Annotated in this window: 18 protein-coding genes and 1 pseudogene; 7 read left to right on the top strand and 12 right to left on the bottom strand. The window is 39.9% G+C overall.

What is annotated here, in order from left to right:
- The first annotated feature begins 82 nt into the window (after positions 1–82).
- Both NSTCB13_RS31720 and NSTCB13_RS31715 read left to right on the top strand, forming a co-directional pair.
- Positions 83–1,177, top strand: coding sequence for an alkene reductase (locus tag NSTCB13_RS31720; protein WP_448275009.1), 1,095 nt, complete (start codon positions 83–85; stop codon positions 1,175–1,177).
- 236 nt (positions 1,178–1,413) lie between these two features.
- Positions 1,414–2,127, top strand: coding sequence for a rubrerythrin family protein (locus NSTCB13_RS31715; RefSeq protein WP_448266518.1), 714 nt, complete (start codon positions 1,414–1,416; stop codon positions 2,125–2,127).
- A 126-nt stretch (positions 2,128–2,253) separates the two neighbouring features.
- On the opposite strand, the gene NSTCB13_RS31710 is transcribed toward NSTCB13_RS31715, so the two are convergent.
- Together NSTCB13_RS31710 and NSTCB13_RS31705 are read right to left on the bottom strand one after the other, a co-directional pair.
- Positions 2,254–2,829 (bottom strand): TMEM175 family protein, encoded by a 576-nt coding sequence (locus NSTCB13_RS31710; RefSeq protein WP_448275008.1) that lies wholly within the window; start codon positions 2,827–2,829, stop codon positions 2,254–2,256.
- Between the two features lie 328 nt (positions 2,830–3,157).
- Positions 3,158–3,739: a Uma2 family endonuclease gene (locus NSTCB13_RS31705; protein WP_448275007.1), complete on the bottom strand. Its 582-nt coding sequence runs from the start codon at positions 3,737–3,739 to the stop codon at positions 3,158–3,160.
- 97 nt (positions 3,740–3,836) lie between these two features.
- On the opposite strand from NSTCB13_RS31705, the gene NSTCB13_RS31700 reads away from it, so the two are divergent.
- Positions 3,837–4,613, top strand: a complete 777-nt coding sequence (locus NSTCB13_RS31700; protein WP_448275006.1) for a DUF1877 family protein — start codon at positions 3,837–3,839, stop codon at positions 4,611–4,613.
- Between the two features lie 313 nt (positions 4,614–4,926).
- On the opposite strand, the gene hisS is transcribed toward NSTCB13_RS31700, so the two are convergent.
- Positions 4,927–6,315 (bottom strand): histidine--tRNA ligase, encoded by a 1,389-nt coding sequence (gene hisS / locus NSTCB13_RS31695; protein ID WP_448275005.1) that lies wholly within the window; start codon positions 6,313–6,315, stop codon positions 4,927–4,929.
- A 352-nt stretch (positions 6,316–6,667) separates the two neighbouring features.
- On the opposite strand from hisS, the gene NSTCB13_RS31690 reads away from it, so the two are divergent.
- Positions 6,668–6,850 carry a hypothetical protein gene (locus NSTCB13_RS31690; RefSeq protein WP_445626557.1) on the top strand — a complete coding sequence of 61 codons (183 nt, stop codon included), beginning with the start codon at positions 6,668–6,670 and terminating at the stop codon, positions 6,848–6,850.
- 124 nt (positions 6,851–6,974) lie between these two features.
- On the opposite strand, the gene NSTCB13_RS31685 is transcribed toward NSTCB13_RS31690, so the two are convergent.
- The 7 genes and pseudogenes from NSTCB13_RS31685 to NSTCB13_RS31655 form a co-directional block, all read right to left on the bottom strand.
- Positions 6,975–7,562, bottom strand: coding sequence for a Uma2 family endonuclease (locus NSTCB13_RS31685; protein WP_445626558.1), 588 nt, complete (start codon positions 7,560–7,562; stop codon positions 6,975–6,977).
- Between the two features lie 91 nt (positions 7,563–7,653).
- A complete protein-coding gene (locus tag NSTCB13_RS31680; protein ID WP_448275004.1) occupies positions 7,654–7,752 on the bottom strand; it encodes a hypothetical protein in 99 nt (32 codons plus the stop codon).
- 15 nt (positions 7,753–7,767) lie between these two features.
- Complete coding sequence (locus tag NSTCB13_RS31675) at positions 7,768–8,286, bottom strand: hypothetical protein (RefSeq protein WP_448275003.1); 519 nt, start codon at positions 8,284–8,286, stop codon at positions 7,768–7,770.
- 222 nt (positions 8,287–8,508) lie between these two features.
- Positions 8,509–9,927, bottom strand: coding sequence for an aldehyde dehydrogenase family protein (locus tag NSTCB13_RS31670; protein ID WP_448275002.1), 1,419 nt, complete (start codon positions 9,925–9,927; stop codon positions 8,509–8,511).
- Between the two features lie 60 nt (positions 9,928–9,987).
- A pseudogene (locus NSTCB13_RS31665) lies at positions 9,988–10,101 on the bottom strand (nitrilase-related carbon-nitrogen hydrolase); the annotation flags it as partial.
- Between the two features lie 199 nt (positions 10,102–10,300).
- Complete coding sequence (locus NSTCB13_RS31660) at positions 10,301–11,071, bottom strand: red chlorophyll catabolite reductase (RefSeq protein ID WP_448275001.1); 771 nt, start codon at positions 11,069–11,071, stop codon at positions 10,301–10,303.
- Positions 11,052–11,234, bottom strand: coding sequence for a hypothetical protein (locus tag NSTCB13_RS31655; protein ID WP_448266504.1), 183 nt, complete (start codon positions 11,232–11,234; stop codon positions 11,052–11,054). Before NSTCB13_RS31655 ends, NSTCB13_RS31660 begins: the two co-directional genes overlap by 20 nt.
- Before the next feature lie 211 nt (positions 11,235–11,445).
- Here NSTCB13_RS31655 and NSTCB13_RS31650 point away from each other — a divergent pair, with 211 nt between their 5' ends.
- Positions 11,446–11,949 carry a hypothetical protein gene (locus tag NSTCB13_RS31650; protein ID WP_448266502.1) on the top strand — a complete coding sequence of 168 codons (504 nt, stop codon included), beginning with the start codon at positions 11,446–11,448 and terminating at the stop codon, positions 11,947–11,949.
- Between the two features lie 46 nt (positions 11,950–11,995).
- Complete coding sequence (locus NSTCB13_RS31645; RefSeq protein WP_448275000.1) at positions 11,996–13,615, top strand: sensor histidine kinase; 1,620 nt, start codon at positions 11,996–11,998, stop codon at positions 13,613–13,615.
- A 21-nt stretch (positions 13,616–13,636) separates the two neighbouring features.
- Here the strand turns inward: NSTCB13_RS31645 and NSTCB13_RS31640 are convergent, their stop codons facing one another.
- Both NSTCB13_RS31640 and NSTCB13_RS31635 read right to left on the bottom strand, forming a co-directional pair.
- A complete protein-coding gene (locus NSTCB13_RS31640; protein ID WP_448274999.1) occupies positions 13,637–14,941 on the bottom strand; it encodes a penicillin-binding transpeptidase domain-containing protein in 1,305 nt (434 codons plus the stop codon).
- Positions 14,916–15,956 carry a transglycosylase domain-containing protein gene (locus NSTCB13_RS31635; RefSeq protein WP_448274998.1) on the bottom strand — a complete coding sequence of 347 codons (1,041 nt, stop codon included), beginning with the start codon at positions 15,954–15,956 and terminating at the stop codon, positions 14,916–14,918. The genes NSTCB13_RS31640 and NSTCB13_RS31635 overlap by 26 nt, the downstream gene beginning before the upstream one ends.
- Before the next feature lie 496 nt (positions 15,957–16,452).
- On the opposite strand from NSTCB13_RS31635, the gene NSTCB13_RS31630 reads away from it, so the two are divergent.
- Positions 16,453–22,122, top strand: coding sequence for an alpha-2-macroglobulin family protein (locus tag NSTCB13_RS31630; RefSeq protein WP_448274996.1), 5,670 nt, complete (start codon positions 16,453–16,455; stop codon positions 22,120–22,122).
- Positions 22,123–22,456 lie beyond the last annotated feature (334 nt).

Genomic DNA, 22,456 nt, shown 5'->3' with positions numbered 1-22,456 from the left:
AAAAACTCTCCTCATAAAAGCGATATTCCCCCTTTCAAAACCTCAGCCAGTAATGTGCAACGCCGTAATAGAAATTTAAGCCATGAATTCCAATATCAATCTTTTCACACCAGTTCAGCTTGGCCCTTACACCCTACCAAACCGAATCGTAATGGCACCGATGACGCGTTTACGGGCAATTGCAAGCATCCCCAACTCGCTAATGGCAACTTACTACACCCAACGCGCCAGTGCTGGGCTGATCGTTACTGAATGTACAATGGTTTCACCTCTGAGTTTAGGATACATTAACTGTCCAGGAATTTACTCAGAAGAACAAGTGGCAGGATGGCGGTTAATAACTAATGCAGTACACGAACAAGGGGGCAGAATTTTTTTGCAACTTTGGCATTCTGGGAGAGTTTCTCACTCAGCTTTACTTAATGGAGAATTGCCAGTTGCTCCCAGTGCGCTCGCAGGGATTGGCTCACTCCACACACCCATAGGTAAAGTATCGTTGGAAACTCCCCGCGCTTTAGAAACTCCAGAAATTACTGAAATTGTCGAGCAATTTCGCAAAGGTGCCGAAAATGCTTTAACAGCTGGTTTTGATGGGATTGAACTTCACGGTGCATTTGGCTATTTAATCGATCAATTTCTCCAAGATGGCTCGAACCAGCGCACAGATGAGTATGGCGGTTCAATAGAAAAGCGTAGCCGATTCCTCTTAGAAGTTGTGGAAGCAGTCGCTAGCGTTTGGGGTGCAAACCGGGTTGGCATCAAACTTTCGCCAAGTAACACTTTTTATGGAATGCATGACTCCAACCCTCAAGAAACTTTTGGTTATGCTATCAATGCTCTTAACTCCTTTGGACTTGCCTATCTTCACCTGATGGAACCGAACGAAGTCGATTTAGCAACCCGCGAAGTCATGAACCCAGTTACACCCTACTTTCGGCAAATATTCCAAGGTACTTTGATTACTAATGGTGGCTACGATCGCCAAACAGGAGATAGCATTCTTGCTAGTAGCAATGCAGATTTAGTTTCTTTTGGCAAGTTATATCTTGCTAATCCTGACTTACCAAAACGCTTAGAACTTAATGCACATTTGAACGCTCCAGATCCAAAAACATTTTATGCCCCTGACGCTACAGGATACACCGACTATCCATTTTTAGAACTTCAGACAAATTAAAGCAATCACAGTCATCTCTAAATCAAAAATATAATTTGTCAGTTGCACAATTTTTCGGTTTTATAATTGTCCAAGTAAGAGAACACAGCCGTGCTAGCTTCCGATCGAAACAGATTGCTTATGGGATGACAAAGTTTGTATAAAGCATTTATTACTTATACAAATAACGGCTTCTGTATCCGGTTGTAGAGTCTGTGCTTTTGCACTAAACATCACTTATCAGGCATTAAAAAATTATGGATTTGTCCAACTTTACTACACTTCAAAACCTAGAAGCTGCCTTCGGTGGCGAATCGATGGCAAATCGTAAGTATCTGTTTTTTGCTGAGGTGGCGCGTCAACTTGGGTTTACAGACTTGGCGAAACTTTTTAAAGAAACAGCAGATCAAGAAACTGAACACGCTTTTGCACATTTTAAGTTACTACATCCAGAACTTGTAGTAGAAAATGCAGCTGCTTTAACTGATGAACAAAAGCGGGAAATTGTATCTCGCTGTTTATCTTTGGCAATTGAAGGCGAGACTTACGAATATACTACAATGTATCCAGAGTTTGCCGCAGATGCCCAACGCGATCGCGACAATCCGGCAGCTGAAGAATTTCTCAAACAAGCTCAAGAATCTACCGATCATGCCAATACATTTCGGGAAGCTGCACACCGTTTTGACTTGTTAAAATTCATCGAAAATTACCACGCCGATCGCTACGCTGAAGCCTTAGAAGTATTAAATGGAGGACAAGCAGCAACTAGAGTTGCTGGTGAAGAACCTAAAACTCGGAAATGGATTTGTAAGCAATGCAGCATGATTTACGATCCCGTTGCTGGCGATCCTGATTCGGGAATTGCGCCAGGTACACCTTTTGAAGAAATTCCTGAAGACTGGGAATGTCCGATTTGCGGTGCTAGCAAAAAAACCTTTAAACCATTTGAGGAAAAAGTTGCAGCTTAAGACGACAATCAGTTAGGCAATCTTTTTTAGCAACTAAACGCGAAGCGTCTTAAAAGATACTTCGCGTTATTGATTTTTTATACGTACAAATTAAATGCGTAACAGCTGAGGTAATTCGTAATTCCTTTAGGAAGTGAGAGTCTTCTCAATGCGACGGTCAGGAATCAGCCACATGATTGCGACTAAAACGTACAATGCACAAGCAAACCATGAGTTCACAAAGGCAAGTGGAATTCCCACAGCATAGACAACTACTGATATTTTTCCTTTGAAGTCTTCACCAACTGCGATCGCTAGAGTCGAATCTTTGCCGTGGTGAGAAATCAGCGTGCGGGTAAGAATGAAGTAAGCGATCGCATTCAACAACAATACCGTACCATAAAGGGCAACAGGCATGGCGGCAAAGTGATTCTCGCCCATCCAACCGGTGACGAAGGGGATTAGCGACAACCAAAACAGCAGATGCAAATTCGCCCAAAGGATACGCCCATTAACGTGTCGGACTGCTTGTAGTAGGTGATGGTGATTGTTCCAGTAGATGCCGATATAAATAAAACTCAACACATAGCTCAGAAATACTGGGATTAGTGGACGTAGCGCGGCTAAATCGAACCCATGCGGCACTTTAATTTCCAGCACCATGATGGTGATAATGATGGCAATCACCCCATCACTGAATGCTTCTAATCTCCCTTTTCCCATGTACGCATTCCTTTTCTATTTACTTGAAACTTAGTTGCAATCCTCTGTACTTTATCGTACAAAGTAGTTGCCATTGATGAAGATTGTCTGCGTTGGCGTAGCTTGCCGAGGGCATCGCAAAATCAAAATCTTTAATTCTCACTCGCCAATTTCTGGCGTAATTCCCGAATAACAGCGCTAGTATTGCGCTTGTAGGAAATTTTTAGAGCTAATTTGTAAACTCAAGTAAAGTACTTGTCTTGCAAGGATTTCAGGAATTTGAGTCAAAAAAATACTTATTCGCTGAAACTCAGACCTAGTAACGAGTTGAGTATCCTTCAGATTTTCTTTACGAATCAGCTCTTAGAGACTCTGTGACTACTTCTGACACATTGATGTTAGGGAAATAACGGCTACTGGTTTCAACAGTGTAGCGATCGCCCTGCAATCTGTAAATTACAAGCTGGTTTTTCCTAAACAACCAAACTTCTGGTACTCGATAAGGTAGGTAGTCATTGACATCGGTATAGCTGGTGATGTCTATTTCCACTACCAAATCAGGTGATGGATCGACACCCCAATTAATTCGATCTTTACCTGCGATTGCCTGCCAGTTTTCAATATAAAAACAGTAGTCTGGTTCTATACCACTTTCCTGTGGTAGTTCCATTGTGATTGGGGTAAATGCCTCGTATTCTCGTCCCAAACGATCGAGCAAAACTTTGACTACATCTGCAATTACACTTACTTTACGCCCATGTTCTGGTAGCGGTGCCATCAAGATAATTTCTCCATCTCGATATTTAATGCGAGGAGAGGAGCGATCGCCTAGTTGTTCATTGAGTGCTTGATAATCTTGCCAGCTTCCAGGTAAGCGTACTACCGCACCTGGGGGCAAATGGATTGTATCGGGTGTGACAACAGCAAACATACAACTGAACCTCCACCTCAACTGTAATGCTTTGGATAAACTGTAGCTATACTTCGAGGATAATAACTGTTAAGCGCTGCAACAAAGTTTTAGTTTTATGGGAATCACAGGTGAGATTAAACAGATTTCGGCATCGACACTTGAATTATTGAAAGAAGATCCACTTCTTGTTGAGGTATTTCGTGATGCCCAATGGTTGCCAGAATCCGCTCTTTGGCAACGAGAAACTTATGGGTTAGGATATGAAACAATCAAAAAGAAAGCGAGGGCGCGGTTTGATAAATTGCCTACAAGTCAGGGTTTAAGTAGGTTTATTCCTAGAAATCGCCGACAGTGGAAAAAGAATTATGATTGGCAAGTGCTAGAACAACGGTTTCTCGCAGAATGGGAAAATCTCGAACTAGATTTACACAAATCTTGGATAGAACTGACATTTCTATTAGCTGGTTATGTTCCAGGTTATTATGCGACATCTCAAGGAAAAATTCCAGAATTGATAGTAGATCAAGGATATAAAAAAGATTTTCTACCATTTTCAGTAATAGAAAATTCTGCGTGGGATGGTATGCCTTTGATTAATGCTTTTGGTGCTGGTAAAGAAATCGGTGATGAAAATACAACGAGTTATGGCCCTATGAGGTATCTATCGCCAGGTGATGAAGTTGGAGAAATTCTGGATGGGTTATTAGAACTTTCACAAGAGGGGTTCCAGAATCGTTTCATCCGAGAATCACAGAAATCAGAACCAATACCCTGGATTGACTGGTCTGAAGAAGAAATGTTGGATTGGATGACAGATTACTACAACGAAATTGTTGATTATTACCAGAGTGCTGTCAGACAGCACAAGGCTCTCCTACTTTACCTTACTTAGTACAGCCCACCACAAAAAGAGTATGAAATTTAATCATTCGTAGATTCGGTGGAACGTAGTGAAACCCAACATCAACCCTCGATATTTCCGACCCCTTTTACGTTGACGTGTACTTAGTTTTTGTAATCGTTTAAATATCAATTGCTGCGGCTGAAAAATACAGCAGCTATAACAATTAAACCTAAAAGTGCTAAAGGAACCCAGAGATTAGGGATATCGGACAAACTCATAAAATACTTCCAAATAAGTAAGGTATATGAGGCGAAAGCTATAACGCATCACGATAGACAGTTGCTACTTGATAAATCAACTTTTAGGTAAGCCTTCTTTTAACTTCCTCAGCTAAATTTTCTAGTAGTACTTCTACTTGCTCGCCTGTTTTCAAATCTTTGAGCGATGACTTTTGTGCTGCTGCTTCTTCAGAACCAATAATTACACAAAATTGAATTCCTTGCTTCTCTGCTAATTGAAATTGTTTACCCAAAGGACGTTTATCAAAGTTAGTTATGACATTAATTCCTACTTGACGTAGATGTTGAGAAACTTTTAAATAAGTGGGCATTAAATCTTCTTGCATATTCACTACCATCACTTGGGCTGGTGTAGCAGCTAAGGTATTTAGAATACCAGCTTTTAACAAACGACTAATTAAGCGAGTTAAGCCAATAGAAATGCCGACACCAGGCATTTTTTCACCCAAGAAGACCCCGACTAATTCTTCATATCTCCCGCCAGAACAAATACTACCTAAAGCTTGATGTCCTAATAGAGTTGTTTCGTAAACTGTGCCAGTATAGTAATCAAGACCACGGGCAATGGATAAATCAATACAGAAACGATTTTCGGCAACTCCAAGATTACGCACGCCTGCAATTACTGTTTCTAATTCGCTAACTCCTAAACTCAATTGCTCGGTTTCTGGTAAATTTTGGGCGAGGTGCTTGAGCTTATCTAAAACTTCATCAACGGAACCGTCTATTTTGATAAATTCAATTATTTTTTGCGATCGCTCGGCTGCAATCCCTTCTTTCTCTAAATCTTGTTTGACTTTACTTTCACCAATTTTCTCTAGAGTATCAACAATACCAATACAAGATTTTATTTGATTTTCGGCAATACCTAATGATTTAAAGAAACCAGTAAGAACTTTACGGTTATTGATGCGAATCAGAAAATCACCAATATTAATTGCTTCAAATATCTCAGTGATAATTGCAGGCATCTGAGCATCATAGAGTAAACTGAGTTCGCGACGCGCAACTACATCAATATCGCACTGGCGGAACTGACGAAAACGCCCATCTTTTGCCCGTTCTCCCCGAAAAACTACATCGGTTTGATAACGAGCAAAGGGAAAAGTTAATTCATTCAGGTGACGCGCTATATACGCCGCTAAAGGAACTGTTTGATCGAACTTTAAAGCTCTGGCTTCCGAACCAGTTTCGCCCGATTTATCTCTCTCGGCTTGTCGATTTGGTGGCAATATAGGATTAATTCCATAAATGATATTATCGCCTTGATTACCTTTAGCTTGCAGTACTTCTAAACGTTCTACAGCAGGTGTTTCGATGGGCGTAAATCCATAGCTTTCAAAAACTCTACGGATGATATCTAACAAATATAATTCTAGACGCTTTTCGCTAGGAAGAAATTCTGGAAACCCGCTAGGGGTAGAAAAGTTTATTTTGTCACCTTTGGCCATGCGTGTACCTTACTAAGTTAAGATTTGAGATCAAAGCTTAACGACTGGAAGTCGTGGCTACACAAACAAAGTCCGCCTGCGCGGACTGGAGAATAATCAGTGGTTATCTCTGAAAGGAGAAATTACTATCTTAGCGGTTCTTCTTGTCTTATCCGTCAAACTCACGCTAATTAGTGGCAAAATCCTGACTTCGGTTGGAATTAGGACGTTGTAAGGAGGTTCCGGTGGCTCTTAAAATAATGGCTTCTAGCTCCAATAGTAACGTAGGGTTTTCCCAATATGAAATGAATTGCACTGCGATTCGCACATCTTCATCGTTATACTTATCGAGCCACGCTCACAAAAAAGCTTGATGTCCACCACTGAAACGCCCCCGCATCTTGGTTTTACCGATGTACAGCAATCCTTCAGTCCTGTGCCTGATTGCATAGATGCTAGGACTAGCCGGAATGCTCGTAAAATCACGAACGAGTCAAGGGTTGGCATTGTTCAAAGGGAATTAAGGCGATCGCATCCAGAATTTTCCTTTTCTTGACTTTGAAGTTCAGAATCATTTGTTGGCATGAAGACGAGAGAGGCGTGATTACACAGAAATCATATTCTCACGAATTCAGTTATTTTCTAGCCCTTCCCAAAGTTGAGCCACTGGGATACGCAATTTAGAGTTTGCCTGCCAGAATTTGAGCTGCTGTGAGATTGAGGTTTGGAAAGGTGGGGGATTGGATCGCTTCATTTCCTCGAAATTCAGTGGAGTCGTAAAACTGATGCTCCAGGATGCAGAGGGTGATTTTCCCTTCCAAGGGGTCAACGATCCAATATTCAAGGATTTCTAGCAGCCCATACTCAGCTCGTTTTGAGCGGTAGTCTTCAGCTTTGGTCGAGGGACTAACGACTTCGACGACTAGAATCGGAGGTGGCTCATTAAGATTAATTACAGCTTCGCGATCGCTCATAGCTTCCCATTGGGCAACCGTTAGAACAGTGACATCAGGAATACGGGAAGTATCCCAATTTCGCCCACGCGGAGAGCGAACACCAACGAGGGCAGGAAGTGCTACCCAAGGTTCCCCAGATTGCACCAGTGCATCCTCAAACTGCCGTGCAACAAAGTGGATGATTGCCCCATGTTTGCCAGTTCCTAAACTCATGGGTACCAGTTCTCCATCGACCAGTTCATAGCGGGTATCTGTGCCATCATCGTAGGCAAGGTATTCTTCAAAGGTGAGTTTTTGAGTCGTAGTCGTCATATAACTGTCTCTAGGCAAGAATCAGGCAACTGGGGTCTGTGAACTGTTGGGGCGGAGTGTGGGGAAACAGCGATCGCTTGCTTTATTGTCATCAATATGCTATAAATTCCGAGACTTCACGAATTAATTCAACGATCGCGCTTTTGAAGATTTCCTTAAGTTGCTCTGGATTTATAGTAATCTTATACATTATGCCTCCATTAGGTTAGTTTGAGTTTGATAGATTGATTCCTAACGCTTCAAGCTGCTGGTTCATCCAAGCCGTTGCTGTCGCTTCATCGGTTGCGATCGCTCTTTCTACTCCGGTTTTAGCAATTTCTAGTAGTTGCTTGGATTTAGATTTTGCATCTTTCCCATTTTGCATTTTCTCAGCTATTAAAAGTTGTACATCTTTGGTAACAAGTGGAATATACATATTTTTGATGGTTGGCATCAAAATCAATCGAAAATACCTTTTCCTTGACATACTCATCGCACTCTGGCGGCTTTGGTTTAGCCGTAAACAGATGACTGGCTTCCCGTCCTTGATCGCGCATAATCTGCTTCCAGACATGAAACATTGTAGTTCTGAACCAAAACTATCAAAATTCTTCCAGATGCTTTGATTATCGCGGACGAAACTGTGGCAGAGGCGATCGTCTCTAGTAAAATAACGTGAGTTCGATGAACTTCTCCCCAACCCCTCTTTGAGGCGGAGAGGGGCAGAAATATTCTTAGTTGACAACGAAAAAATTAGGGTTTCAAAGCCTCTCGAAGAGTGGGGGAGAGGAATGGAAGTGGGGTTTTTAGAGCCGTCGAACTCACGTTAAAATAGATATTTTGAAGAAGATGAGAATGCAATGCCAACTCTTGGAGACGCTTTGCGTAGCTTGCTTCTTTAAAGGAGTACGGCGGCAAGCTACGCCATTGGTTACGGTAATCAGTTGCATAGTGATAATGGCATTGGTCACTCCCCATTTTCAAACCACCAAGGGTCATTAGTAGCATTAGTTTTAATCAAAATAGCTTTTTTTCGCATAAATCGTTTCATCGCTGCTGCACCTATGCGTGACTGTCCCAAACCGGAGAATTTGAAGGCGTTTTTCTCTCCCTCATGCATGATGGCGGTGAGTCCAGCATCGTTGATACTAATAGCACCTGCATCTATTTGGTAAGCAACTTCTAAGGCTTCTGTTTCTGAGGCAAATACAGCAGCACTTAATCCATAGATTGAGTCATTGGCTAAAGAGACTGCTTCACCTACTCCAGAAAAAGGCATGACTGGCATAATCGGGCCAAAAGTCTCTTCAGTCATGACTTTCATGGAATGATTAACTTGGGTAAGCACTGTTGGACGACACCACCAACCCCCACCTAAATCCTCGATGACACCACCGCAGTGAATTACTGCTCCTTTTTCCACTGCATCTAGAAGATGATCGCTAATAATGGCTGCTTGTTTTTCGGCAACGATCGGGCCAATTTCTCCACTTTCGACTGTGGGATAGGCTAGCTTCAGGCGATGTGCTTTGGCTACTAGTTGATGGTAAAACTTTTCAAATATCGAGTCTGCAACGTAAATTCGCTCAATTGAGAGGCATGACTGTCCGGTGTTGACAACAGAACTCCACAAGATTGCTGAGGTTGCTAATTCTAAGTTGGCTGATTCTAAAACGATCGCCGGATCTTTTCCTCCTAATTCCAAAAAAGCTGGAATAAACTGTTTTGCAGCTGCTTGTGCAACTTTTCTCCCTGTGGCTACACTGCCTGTAAAGCATACCAAATCTACATTTTCAATTAAAAGAGATCCGGTTGCACCTGCTCCTTCGACAAAAGTTAATACCTCGTGCAGTTTGGGAACAGTGTTGAGTGCTGTAATTAGTGGCGCTACAAAGCGGGGAGTGATTTCACTGGGTTTAACAATGACAGCACAACCTGCCAACAATGCCGGAATGGTATCAACAGTAGACAGTGACAGGGGAAAGTTCCACGGGCTAATTACCCCAACTAAGGGATAAGGAACAGATGTTTGTTGCAAGGCAATAAAGGAAATCGCTGTATTTTTTGCCGATTCTTGTAGTAATTCCGGTGCTAACCGACACCAGCGATCGATGCTGGAGAGGAAGGAGTCTATTTCTAATACCGAGGCTGACAATCTTCCTGTATCATTTACCAAAGCTTCCGTGAGGCGATCGCGTCCAGATATTATCGCATCTTTCCACTGCTGTAAAGCTTCAATTCTCCCCTCTAAGCCCAACTGCTGCCAGCGAACTTGTGCCCGGCGCGTCCGCTTACATTGCTGTACCACCAACCTTGGAGGCGGCGGGATAATTACGTAATCAAATTTGCCAGTTCGGGGATTGCGGACTTCTATTGGTTTTGTCATTTGTCATTTGTCATTTGTCATTTGTTATTACTTCCTAATCCCCAATTTCCATTCTCAAATTCAAATCATCCCCAAATTGGTGAAGCACTCAATGGTGGTTTGCTGTGTTTGCAGGAAGTGTTTGCGGTCTACTTCTCTTTCCAGCATAGTATTAGCGGGGTAAAAGTGTAATTGGCGATCGCGAGTGAAGGTTGATTGCACAACCGATAACTTGCAATGCTAAAGCGCAGCACGATTCTAAATTAGTGGACATGGAAAATTGAGGGTCATAACAAATGACCAATACTTCGACTACGCGGTAGTTGAATCTCGACTTCGCTCGATTACCGCGCAGTCGAAACTCAGTACAAGTGACCAATGACAAATGACCAATTTAGAGAATCCGATCGCCACCCCAGAGCGATCGCACAAGTTTATCTGTCAATTCCGAGCCAAACATCTGTGCGGCAAATTTATTACCTGGATCGCGTTCAGCACTGATACGGCGGAGCGCTAAATCACGAGCCGCTAAAGTTTCTCGTGCATCTTCTGGCACAGGTTCAGCTACATCTACCCAAGTTAACCAGCGATCGAGTGTTTCGCGTGCAACTGTGCGAGTTAGTTCGAGAGTTTCAAAAGTAGGTGCGCCTGTGTAACACAAGCTAACAGGCGATTGAAATAGACGAATATAAGCACTTTTGCTGGTAAATACCTTGAGCCTAGAATCTGACTGTAACTTTAAGAATGTTTGATTAACTGGCTCATAGTAGCGATCGAGATATGCCAAATCAGTTAGAAGCTCAGTTCGAGCAATGTAATCTATATAAAATAAAATATTTCCATCTGGAAGTGTGCCAAACTCAAAGGCCAAATGAGGAACCTGAATATGGGACTTCAACCAAGTAGTGAGACGCATAGTTCCAAAGTTTGATTTTTCTGGGTTTCCCAACCACGAATGCACTAGCCAGTCAATTTCTTCCCCAGAAAAAGCAGTCAGCGAACCTTTCATGTTGCCATCAAGACTGCTATATTGCTGTAAATTTTCTACAGAAGGGTCTGGATGTAACTGAAAACGAGCCTCTAATTTTTGGCGGAGTTCCTTTGTAATCTCCCACAACTGCTCAAATACAGCTTTATTATCTAAATCAGTTGGTTGCTGAGTCATGGTTTGAGTTTGCAGTTTTTCTATAAACTTCATATTTAGTTTGACACTTTCCGGTATCTAATTCGTTACTGGTATCGAGCAACGCATTCATCGAACTCAAGACTGTGAGAAATAGTCCATCAACAAAGCGCGATCGAGCTATTGCTGCAACATCTTTTTTCACAGCATTGCAGCAATTTATCTCAGTCGATGATTCTTCATTTAGATGCTTTTGCTCTTAGCACAAGCTTCAGTGATAATACTGTAATTTTATGTAAAATTATTTTTTATATACTTAATTATAAAAATAAAAATAATTTTGTCGATAATTATAGACAAATTAGCAGAAAAACAAATATTAATAAGTTAATTGTTTGATTATAAATATACAAAATATGGCTTTTGATTTAGATAAAGCTTTTCAAATAGATATCGCTCAAATGAATTTGAAAAAAGCACATTCATTAGTATTTAGGTTACATGGTGAGCCGAAAATGCCTTTTGTCATTTGGCTGCTAGAGAATCCTAATAGCATAATGGCATTACCTGGAAAAATTAGTCTACTCCATCATGATTATATTCACATACTTTTAGATAGAGGGATTTCTTCACAAGATGAAGCTTTTGTCATAGGATTTACAATGGGTAATGACTTAAAGACTAATCAACTACATTTATTCATCTATCAATTTTTTGCTAAATTTATATATCCAGTTCCTTATAATTTTTCCAAGCTAGACTTTATGAGTTTTAAATTAGGATTTATCTATGGCAGAAAGATTAAAACTAAACAAATAAATGAAATTGACTTTGAAATTTACCAAAATGAAACCATAGGATTTTTGAGAAATTTCTTCGGTATCAATACTGATGATTCTCAAGTTATGCAAGAGGATTAATGGCGACAAGAACGAATTAAAATATATCTAAAAAAATAGTATTAAAATGCATCTATCTTATAAACTGAGATTTGCTTCTTCTCAACTAATAACTGTAACAGTACTGCTTACTCTGCTCTTATTCATTCCTCAAATTTGGCTCAACTTACAAGCATATTATAACTTCAATAGTATTACTAAAAATGAATTTAAACTTCAAAAACTAAGTGATGAAATTACTTATTTTGATGAAGTACTAACTATGTCATCTCGCATGAATGCTGCTACAGGAAACACTATTTGGGAACAACGATATCGCCAATTTGAACCTAAGCTTGACATTGCTATTAAAGAATCAATTAAACTAGCTCCTCAAGCATATAAAAATGAGGATGCCAAAAAAATTGATGCTGCTAATCAGCGCCTAGTCACAATGGAATATCAATCTTTTGACTTAGTTAATAAAAATCAAAAAGAGACAGCACAACAACTACTTTTTAGCCATGAATATGAAACTCAGAAGCAAATTTATGCTGATGGGGTGATGAAAAGAAAGTATAATATCTCATTGGAATTACAGCATAAGGTTGATGAATATTATCAAAGAATCCTATGGGCAATTTCGGAGTCTATTATAAGTTTAGTAATGCTGATTCCGGCATGGCTTTTAGTATTGCATTTATTACAACAATACTTAAAAGCTAAAAAAATTGCTCAAGCCGCTTTAGAAGAAACGAATTGTCGGTTGGAAATGCAAGTTGCGGAGAGAACAGCAAAATTAAAACATAAAAATATTCAGCTACAAAATACACTGCAAGAATTGCAACATACTCAAGTACAACTTATTCAAACTGAAAAAATGTCTTCATTAGGTCAGCTAGTTGCTGGTGTTGCTCATGAAATCAATAATCCAGTTAATTTTATTTATGGTAATCTGATACATATTAGAGAATATAGTCAGCAATTACTAACTTTAATTAAACTGTATAAGCAGCACTGTTCTAGTAAGAAATCAGAAATAACTACTCTAATTAATGAGATAGATTTAGAGTTTATTGTTGATGATATGCCGAAAATCTTATCATCAATGGCAGTTGGTACTGAACGGATTCGTGAAATTGTACTAACTTTGCGTAACTTCTCGCGCCTTGATGAAGCAGAAATGAAATTTGTTGATATTCATGAAGGAATTAATAGTACCCTATTAATTTTACAGTATCGTTTCAAAGAAAATCATAAACAGCAAGAAATTGCAATTCTTAAAGATTATGGAAATTTGCCTCTTGTTGAATGTTATGCAGGAGGGTTAAATCAGGTATTTATGAATATCCTCAGTAACGCTATTGATGCTTTACATCAACGGGAAGTAGAGTGTTTAAAAGGAGATATTGAAAGACAGCTTAATTCTATTATTATCCATACTCAAGTTAAAAATAAAGAATGCGTAATTATTAGTATAAAAGATAATGGTTTAGGAATAACTGAAGAAGATCAAACTAGATTATTTGACCCTTTCTTTACTACTAAACCTATAGGTAAAGGTACTGGCTTAGGATTATCTATTAGTTACGAAATTATAGTGGAAAAACATCAAGGAAAAATTAAGTGTATTTCTGTACCTGGTAAGGGTACAGAGTTTATCATTGAGATTCCTATCAAACAGACACGTTCAATAGTTACACATTGACAGAGAGCCATCTTTGCTATTTCAATTATTACTAATAGAAAATCCTCGACGCGTAGGTTTAACATTAGCTAACTCTACCTGAAAACTTACTTTGTCCATCATTTCCCCGCTTCTCGCTTCCAAAGCCCACTTACCAGGACGCAAATTCCAAAATAAAGAATTAGCTGAGTTTGTATCTAACTTTTCGCCGTTTAACCACCACTCCACTGGTGCAGATTTATTTCCCGCTAGCTTAAATTCGAGTTTTTGCTGCGTTTGTTCGCCAGGATAAACTAAAAATAAATCGCCATGATGGGGAGATAAAATTCTCAAACTGGTAGAAGTAAAATTTGATTGCTGTTGTTTTGCTAACCATTCATCATACTCTGGTGGCAAATTAAATTGATGCTCGCGTTCGTAATTACTTTTATCTTCAGGATAGAAATATTCCTGCACCACTGAGGTACAATCTGGGGTGGGTCGTAACCCAGAAATTGCACAAACAGGTAATTGCACTAAACCTTTTGGAGATGGAAAACCTGCTGGTTCTTGATGTTCGTGCAGATGTAACATAATTCGATTCCATAAAGGTGCTGCGCCCGTCACACCTGAAACTTGTCGCATCGGTTCGCCGTTGAAGTTGCCTACCCAAGTAGCGACGGTGTAATCTGTAGTGAAACCAACAGTCCAAGTATCCCGAAAATTGGAAGAAGTGCCAGTTTTAACAGCAACAGGAAAGGGTAAATTTAACACCGAGTTTACACCAAATGCTGTTGCACGAGCATAGCTGTCACTGAGTATATTGGTGATTAATTGCCATATTGTCGTTGAATTTTGGACTTCGACTTCGCTCAGTCGAACGATTTGAGATTTGGAATTTTGGATTGGGGAATCGGAAAATGTGCTTACTAAAGGAATCGCCTCTCCTTGTCGTGCTATGGTTAAGTATGCACGGGCTAATTCCCAAAGACTGACTTCGCCACTACCTAGAGTCAACCCCAAACCATAATGTTCTGGAGTTTGATTGAGGTGTTCAAATCCCAGTTGATGCAATCGTTCTAAGAAAGTTTCCACACCGACTTTTTCTAACACCTTTATTGCAGGTACATTTAAAGAATTTGCTAAAGCGATTCGTACCCGCACAGGGCCAAGAAATCTTTCGGTGTAATCTGTGGGGCTGTAAAGTTTCGCGCCGGGAATTGCATAATGGGCGGGTACATCTGCCAAAATGCTGTTTGGCCGAATTAAACCTTTTTCTAAAGCTAATTCATAGACAAAAGGCTTGAGGGTAGAACCTGGTTGACGTAGTGCTTGCACTCCATCATTGCGTCCCCAGTTTGGCTTCATTAAAGTAATCAGGTGAACCGACATAAGCCAAAACTTCACCAGTGTGGTTATCAATCACCAACGCAGCAGCATCATGGACATTGTTAGCGGCTAGGGAAGAAATTACCTGTTGTACCTGTGCTTCGACAAACTGCTGCAAAGGGCGATTGATAGTCGTGCGGATGGGGGAATTTTGTTCTGTTTGCGTCTTATCAAACTGATTGGCTAACCAAAACAAAAAGTGTGGTGCGGCGATAATTCCCCCTTGGCGAGACTGAAACACAACCTTTTCGGTGTGTGTTCGGGTTGCGTTCGCTCCATTAATATACTTTTCCTGTACCATCCGATTAAGGACGTATTTTTGTCGCTGCTTCAGCCGTTCCCAATGTTCGTAAGGATTAAAATATGTGGGATTATTAGGAATAGCAGCTAACAAACTAGCTTGAGCAAGATTCAACTCACTAGCTGGAATGGAAAAATAAGTCCGCGCGGCGGCTTCCACACCATATATATTCCCGCCCATTGGTAGCCGATTGATATATGCAGCCAGAATTTCATCTTTGTTCATCCCTGCTGCTAACCGCCAAGCTAGCCAAATTTCACTTAGTTTACCAGAGAAGCTGCGCGGTACTGGATCTAACATTCGCGCTAACTGCATAGTAATAGTGGAAGCGCCGGAAACAATTCTTTTGGCGTGGATGGCTTCTTTGCTGGCGCGGATAATAGCTTTCATATCCAACGCCCCATGATGATAAAAGCTGCCATCTTCGGCGGCTAAAATAGCATGGATAAACTGGGGCGAAACCTGATTTAGGGGTACTACTGATGTATGTTCTTGGTCGCGGGTGAGCAATGTTCCTAATGGTAAACCATTGCGATCGCTAAATTGCATTGCCAACTGATTTTGGGCAATATCTGCGGCCCGAATGGGCGCAAAATAAGGGAGTAAGCGTACCAGCAGACAGATTAGCAGCACAGCTAAGATAACTTTACTAGTGTGCTTAAGTTTGAGTAGCGATCGTAAAATTAGTTTCATCAGGGAATCCCCTGTCCAAGAAAACCTACCTTAATCTTGACGCAGCGATTACATCTACATCAGTAAATATTTCAAATCCTTAATAATTAATTTTTACTAACTCAGCAGATGTAAATTAATGTTTGCGAAATTTAAATACTTCTTTATAGTTAAGAATTGTAGTCATTTTTGGAACAATAACACTAGATTAGTTATCTATGTAAATAAACAGACGTTACCTCCGCAGCTGGTGTAAAAATAACTAGTTATCTTGCGTCCTTTATTAATGTTGGCATTTCCGGCTCCATCAGGTAATGCAAGTCTTTATTTGCTATAGCGTGTAAATTTTTTATTTTTAATTACTAGAAAAATGATTATCAGAGTTTTAATGCGTTTCCAGCATAAAATAACCTATCGCGTTCTTAGGATTATTAGGAATTCGGTAAAAAAAATTAGGCGTTCTTCAAGCCGGAAGAGAACAATACAGTTTATCCTTCTCTTTACATTTATATTAGGGATGGCAGGGTGTAATTTTTTTGGTATTAACTCAAGTAAAGAACAACTCCCAGCAGTATCCCCACTCACACCACCAAAATTACCAGACTGGATTGAACAAATAAGTCCCATTGGAGATGCAAAACCCCTCAATCAAATCCGCATCCGTTTTAAAGAAGCTTTAATCCCAGTTGAAAGTCTTGATAGTCCAGAACAACAAAAATTATTACAAAAATTTGCTCTTTGGCCGCCTTTACCCGGACAATTTCGCTTTTTAACACCGCGTATGGTGGGATTCCAAGCTGAAAAAGCATTACCAATAGCGACAAGGTTTCAAGTTACTCTGAAAGCAGGTTTAGCCGATTTAAAAAATCATCGCCTAGACAAAGATTTACCTTGGACTTTCAACACTGAATCCATTAAATTAACTAATTTACCCGGTGTCAATCCCATAGAAAAGGCTGATATCGAACCAATTGATTTACAACAGAAGCTACAATTTACTTCTAATGTCGAGTTGGATTTAGCTTCTGTCAAAGAACATTTACAGCTAATTCCAGAAGGTCAAAAAAAGGGTATAGGTTTTAAAGTTGAATTAAACAAAGAAGAAAAACCAATAAAAAATGAAGAAGATCCTTTAGAAAAATTTGACCCTTCAGCACGCAATTGGATTTATAATCTCATCCCACAGCAAAATTTAGAAAAAGCAACCAGTTATCGCCTGGTATTTTCTCCAGGAATACGTCCTGCTTATGGCAATCTAGCGACAGAAAAAGAATTTGCCAGTAAATTAGCAACTTATTCGCCTTTAGCATTTCAAAAAATTAACTATTACGGACAGCCAGATTCAGGCGGAACATTTGGACGATTTGTTAAAGGCAGTCCGCAGCTAGAATTTAATAATATTTTATTAGCAGATTCAGCTAAAGAAAACATTACTATTAATCCAGCACCAAAAGAAATTTCGAGAATTTTGCAAGTTAATGATGAAGATAAAATTGTCGGGATTAATCCTTATGCACTAGAACCTGCCAAGACTTATACAATTACTATCGGCGAAAATCTCAAAGATAAGTTTGGGCAAACTTTGGGTAAACCCGTCACCCTTAAATATGATACTGGAGATTTAGCTGGAGATATCTGGGTACCATCAGATTTGAATATTTTCCCTACAAGTAAAGATTTACAGTTAAATATTAGTACGGGAAATCTGCCAGAATCCAAATACAAAGCAGCTTATCGAGTAGTTCAACCGACAGATTTAGTTTATTTTAATAATAGTAGTGATTTATTACCACAACCTTCTGAATGGCAAAGCTTTAAGGTATCGGGTAAGAAAAATCAATCAGTTGATATTGCTGTTCCTCTGCGGGAAAAAATAAATTCTACTACGGGGATGTTAGCTTATGGAGTCCAAGCCCGCACGAATAAATATCAGGAGAATGGGAAGGAACTGTGGCGCGAACCTACGACTTATGGCATGGTTGAATTGACAAATTTGGGCGTATTTACTCAGTGGTTTCCTGAGTCAGGGTTAATTCGTGTCAATCATCTTACAGATGGTTCGCCAGTTCAAGCGGCTGCTGTTGAAATTTATCAATCAAAATTACAAGCAAAATCTCGCCCAGAAGCTTTACCTTGTGCAACAGGTAAAACTGATGACAATGGAATTTTTAGAATTGCTCGTGAAGGATTACAGAAATGTTATTCTGGCAATGAAAGCTCTAGTAAATCACCACAGTTATTAGTAATTGCCCGTGAGAATCAAGATTGGGCATTTGCTAGAACTGAAGAATATAGCGGCGTTTATGGCTACGGCATTGATGCAGGTTGGCAAGATAAGAAGCCAGAATCACGCGGGGTAATTTTCTCGGATAGACAATTATATCAACCAGGCGAAAAGGCTTGGTTGACTGGTTTTGCAGACTATTTACAAAATGGTGCAATTCAGCAAGATAAAAATGCTGCTTACCAATTAACTTTGGTAAATCCCGATGGACAAAAAACCAGCTTAGGTACGCAAACCACAAATGAATTTGGCAGTTTTTCTCTGGAACTGCCAATTAAAACTACTCAGCGCTTAGGCTACTATACAATCCAGGCGAAAGGTAAAAATGGACAAGAAATTTCTGGAGAGTTTCGGGTAGCTGAGTTTAAGCCACCCAACTTTAAAGCCGAACTTAACTTAGATAAAGAATTTGCTCTCATTGACGAAAAAGTTAATATTAATGCTACAAGCAATTATTTGTTTGGCGCACCTGTAGAAGGTGGAGAAGCAAAATATTTTATTACTCGCCAGCAGGCTGATTTTGTTCCTAAAGGTTGGGAGGGATTTAGTTTTGGTAGACAATGGTTATGGCCGGAGGAAACCCCTACTATATCTACTGATGTATTACAAACTAATGCCCAACTAGATGCTAATGGTAAAAGTAGTCAAACTGTAAATGTGGCTAATGATTTACCATATCCGATGACTTACCAAGTAGATGTGCAAGTTGCAGATGTTTCTAATTTGTCTGTAGCGAATTCCAAAACATTTACAGCTTTACCAAGTAATCGCCTGATTGGGTTAAAAAGTAATTTCATTGCTGATGCTGGTAAGGCTTTTCCTGTTGAAGTGATTGTTACTGACCCTACAGGAAAACCGATAACAGGTCAACGAGTAAGGGTGGAATTACAACAGATTAAATATAGCAGCGTTACCCAATTGGTGGAAGGTAGCCGAACTCCAAAAAATCAAGTTGAATATAAAACAGTAGGACAAACAGAAATTACATCTGCAAGTAATCCACAATCGGTAAATTTAACAGCACCAGAATCCGCTTCATATCGGATTAGAGTTAATTTTAGCGATGCTAAAGGTGAATTAAGTGCCACAGATTTACAAATTTGGGCAACTGGAGAAAATCCAGTATTTTGGGGTTCTAGAGAAGAAGATGTTTTAGAAGTTAAATTAGATAAAAAAGAGTTTAAACCTGGTGAAACTGCTACTGCACTAATTCAATCTCCCTATGCAGATGCAGAGTTGTACTTTGCTGTGATTAAAGATAAACCCCTTTATCAGCAGATTATCAAAGTTCAGGGAGGCGCACCACAAATACAGTTTCAAGTTACGCCAGAAATGCTGCCAAATGCAGCCATTGAAGCTGTATTAGTCAGACAAGGTAAACCCATAAATCAAGTAGAAGCGGGAAGTTTAGAAAACTTGGTGAAGATTGGTTTTACACCTTTTAAAGTTAATTTAGAAGATAAGTATTTAAAACTGCAAGTTAAGCCAGTGCAAGCATCATTAGAACCTGGTGCAGAGGAAACGGTACAACTAGAACTGAAGGACAATCAAGGAAACCCCGCCAAAGGACAGTTTACAGTGATGGTGGTAAACGAGGCGGTGTTACAACTTTCTGGTTATCGTCCGCCAGATTTGGTAGATACAGTTTATGCAGAACAGCCAATTTCTACGCGCTTTAGCGATAATCGCCCAGATGTCATATTACAAGCACAAGATGTAGCTAAACCGAAAGGTTGGGGTTATGGCGGTGGTTTTTCAACTGGTGCAGCCAATACTCGCACTCGCACCGATTTTCAAGCCTTAGCTTACTACAACGGTTCTGTCCTTACCGATGCAAATGGGAATGCACAGATAACCTTTAAATTACCGGATGACTTAACTACATGGCGGGTGATGGCTGTCGCCACTGATGGAAATCTGCGTTTTGGGAATGGGGACGCTACCTTTATCAGCACTAAGCCACTGCTAACTAATGCCATCTTGCCACAGTTTGCCCGTCCAGGCGATCGCATTCTCGCCGGTTTATCTGTAACTAACAACACTGGAAATACAGGAAATCTCTCAATAAATGGCGAACTTAGCGGTAATGTGAAGTTTGCTGACAAAAACTCCACAGCTACTTCTTTGCAAACCAAAGCTGAATCCGCAACTCACGCTTATCGTTTTCCCATGCTGGCGGATAGTGTGGGAACTGGTAAAGTTCGCTTTATGACTCAGTTAAATGGTACAGCCGCAGATGCTTTTGAAGTACCTTTGGAAATTAAGCCAATTGAAATTACCGAACAAGTTGTTGAATCTGGTGTCACTGAAAAACAGGTGAAGATTCCCTTAAATGTTGATAAAAATACCTTCCCTGATGCGGGAGGTTTAGATATTCAGTTGGCGAGTACTTTGATTCCAGAAATTAAAGCACCAGCAAAACAGACTGTAGAAGATGATGATTTACCATTTACAGAACCGGCGGCGAGTCAATTAATAATTGCTGCTAATTTGCAAATTATTGCACAGAAATATGGTCAGACATTTACAGAATTTAATCCTAGCCAACAGGCAAGTCAAGCAATTGAAAAATTACAAAAACTCCAAATAGCAGATGGTGGTTTTGCTGCTTTCCCCGGACAAGAAAAATCCGACCCTTGGGTTTCTTCCTATACGGGTGAATCTTTGGCTAAAGCTAGTCAGGTGTTCCCTAATTTAGTCGATTCTGCAACAGTGTCTCGCCTCAAACCTTATTTACAAAAAGTTCTAGCAAACCCCGGAGAATACGACTTTTGCAAACAACTACTCTGTAAAAGGCAACTGCAACTTAATGCTTTAATCTCTTTAGCAGAATTAGGAGACAAACGCAATACTTTCCTTGCAGATATTTATGAACAGCGCAATAGCTTTGATGTAGCAACTCAAATTAAACTAGCGCGATACTTATCTCAATTCCCAGAATGGCAAGATGAATCTCAACAATTAGTGAACAAGCTGCAACAGAATATCTATGAAACTGGTCGCACAGCAGTTGTGAGTTTACCAACTAGTTGGGGATGGATGAGTTCATCTACTACGACGCAAGCGCAAGCTTTACGCTTATTTATTGCCAAACAAAGTAAACCCGAAGTTATAGATAAATTATTCCAAAGTCTTCTGGCATTGCGCCGGGATGGTACGTGGCAAACCAATTATAATAATGCCCAAGCTTTAACAGCTTTGGTAGATTATAGTCAACTGCAACCCACACCACCTAATTTTGTTGCCACAGTGGAATTAGCTGGTAATAAGTTAGGAGAAAATCAGTTTAATGGCTATCAAAATCCCAGCTTACAGCTAAATGTGCCGATGAATAAATTACCTCGTGGGCGTAATGATTTAACCCTGCAAAAATCAGGTAATGGCACTTTACACTATCTGGTTGCTTATAATTATCGCTTGCAAGGTAATCAACCAGGCAGGTTTAATGGTTTACGCATAACACGAGAAATTAGTCAAGTAAATAAAGAAAAAGTTTTGCAAAAAACAGGTCTTTATGCTTTCGATAAACCCTTGACTTTAGCCTCTGGACAAGTGTTTGATATTGATTTAGAAATCATCGCCGATCGCCCCGTGGATCATTTGGTGATTAAAGATCCATTACCAGCAGGATTTGAGGCGGTGGATGCGAGTTTTCAAACTGCTACAGCTGCATTACAAGCAAAAGCCGATAGCTGGGAACTTGGTTTTAAGAATGTGTACCGCGATCGCATTATCGCCTACGCCGACCACCTGGAACCAGGAGTTTATAGCTTGCATTACTTAGTCCGTTCTGTGACACCTGGGACATTTTCTTGGCCTGGTGCAGAAGTTCACTTGCAATATGCGCCAGAAGAATTTGGGCGTACTGCTGAGTCTACATTAATACTTGAGGATATAAAGTAATTATTTATACTATCTTTAGCTACAACAAGTCTAAAAATCTTTCCAAGTATATACTCAAATTTTGGCTAGGGTAGAAGGTCTAACTAGCCGATTTGGTTTTTATGAGCGCAGGAAACGCTCATATAAGACCCTTTCTTAACAAGCGTACTTAAGTAAAGGCTACGTTTATTACATAGATATGTTGAAGTTAAAGTAAAAACAATAACAGTAAATTACCTGGTTACAATTTAGCGTTAGCCTCAATACGATATAACACAATATACCTAAAGCCCTGATGTAGAGGTGAGATTTATCGTGTGTTCAAAGACCAATTATCTACACACTTTTAACTAAA

The sequence above is a fragment of the Nostoc sp. DSM 114160 genome (genome assembly GCF_053470305.1).
This window is presented reverse-complemented; position numbering and strand designations above follow the sequence as displayed.

Excerpts from the sequence above, each read along its gene's own strand:
- NSTCB13_RS31645 (WP_448275000.1), top strand. The coding sequence starts at position 11,996 with ATGCATCTATCTTATAAACTGAGATTTGCTTCTTCTCAACTAATAACT.
- NSTCB13_RS31670 (WP_448275002.1), bottom strand. The coding sequence starts at position 9,927 with ATGACAAAACCAATAGAAGTCCGCAATCCCCGAACTGGCAAATTTGAT.
- NSTCB13_RS31720 (WP_448275009.1), top strand. The coding sequence starts at position 83 with ATGAATTCCAATATCAATCTTTTCACACCAGTTCAGCTTGGCCCTTAC.
- NSTCB13_RS31650 (WP_448266502.1), top strand. The coding sequence starts at position 11,446 with ATGGCTTTTGATTTAGATAAAGCTTTTCAAATAGATATCGCTCAAATG.
- NSTCB13_RS31680 (WP_448275004.1), bottom strand. The coding sequence starts at position 7,752 with ATGTATAAGATTACTATAAATCCAGAGCAACTTAAGGAAATCTTCAAA.
- NSTCB13_RS31710 (WP_448275008.1), bottom strand. The coding sequence starts at position 2,829 with ATGGGAAAAGGGAGATTAGAAGCATTCAGTGATGGGGTGATTGCCATC.
- NSTCB13_RS31630 (WP_448274996.1), top strand. The coding sequence starts at position 16,453 with ATGGCAGGGTGTAATTTTTTTGGTATTAACTCAAGTAAAGAACAACTC.
- NSTCB13_RS31705 (WP_448275007.1), bottom strand. The coding sequence starts at position 3,739 with ATGTTTGCTGTTGTCACACCCGATACAATCCATTTGCCCCCAGGTGCG.
- hisS (WP_448275005.1), bottom strand. The coding sequence starts at position 6,315 with ATGGCCAAAGGTGACAAAATAAACTTTTCTACCCCTAGCGGGTTTCCA.
- NSTCB13_RS31635 (WP_448274998.1), bottom strand. The coding sequence starts at position 15,956 with ATGAAACTAATTTTACGATCGCTACTCAAACTTAAGCACACTAGTAAA.
- NSTCB13_RS31660 (WP_448275001.1), bottom strand. The coding sequence starts at position 11,071 with ATGACTCAGCAACCAACTGATTTAGATAATAAAGCTGTATTTGAGCAG.
- NSTCB13_RS31700 (WP_448275006.1), top strand. The coding sequence starts at position 3,837 with ATGGGAATCACAGGTGAGATTAAACAGATTTCGGCATCGACACTTGAA.
- NSTCB13_RS31715 (WP_448266518.1), top strand. The coding sequence starts at position 1,414 with ATGGATTTGTCCAACTTTACTACACTTCAAAACCTAGAAGCTGCCTTC.
- NSTCB13_RS31690 (WP_445626557.1), top strand. The coding sequence starts at position 6,668 with ATGTCCACCACTGAAACGCCCCCGCATCTTGGTTTTACCGATGTACAG.
- NSTCB13_RS31640 (WP_448274999.1), bottom strand. The coding sequence starts at position 14,941 with ATGAAGCCAAACTGGGGACGCAATGATGGAGTGCAAGCACTACGTCAA.
- NSTCB13_RS31685 (WP_445626558.1), bottom strand. The coding sequence starts at position 7,562 with ATGACGACTACGACTCAAAAACTCACCTTTGAAGAATACCTTGCCTAC.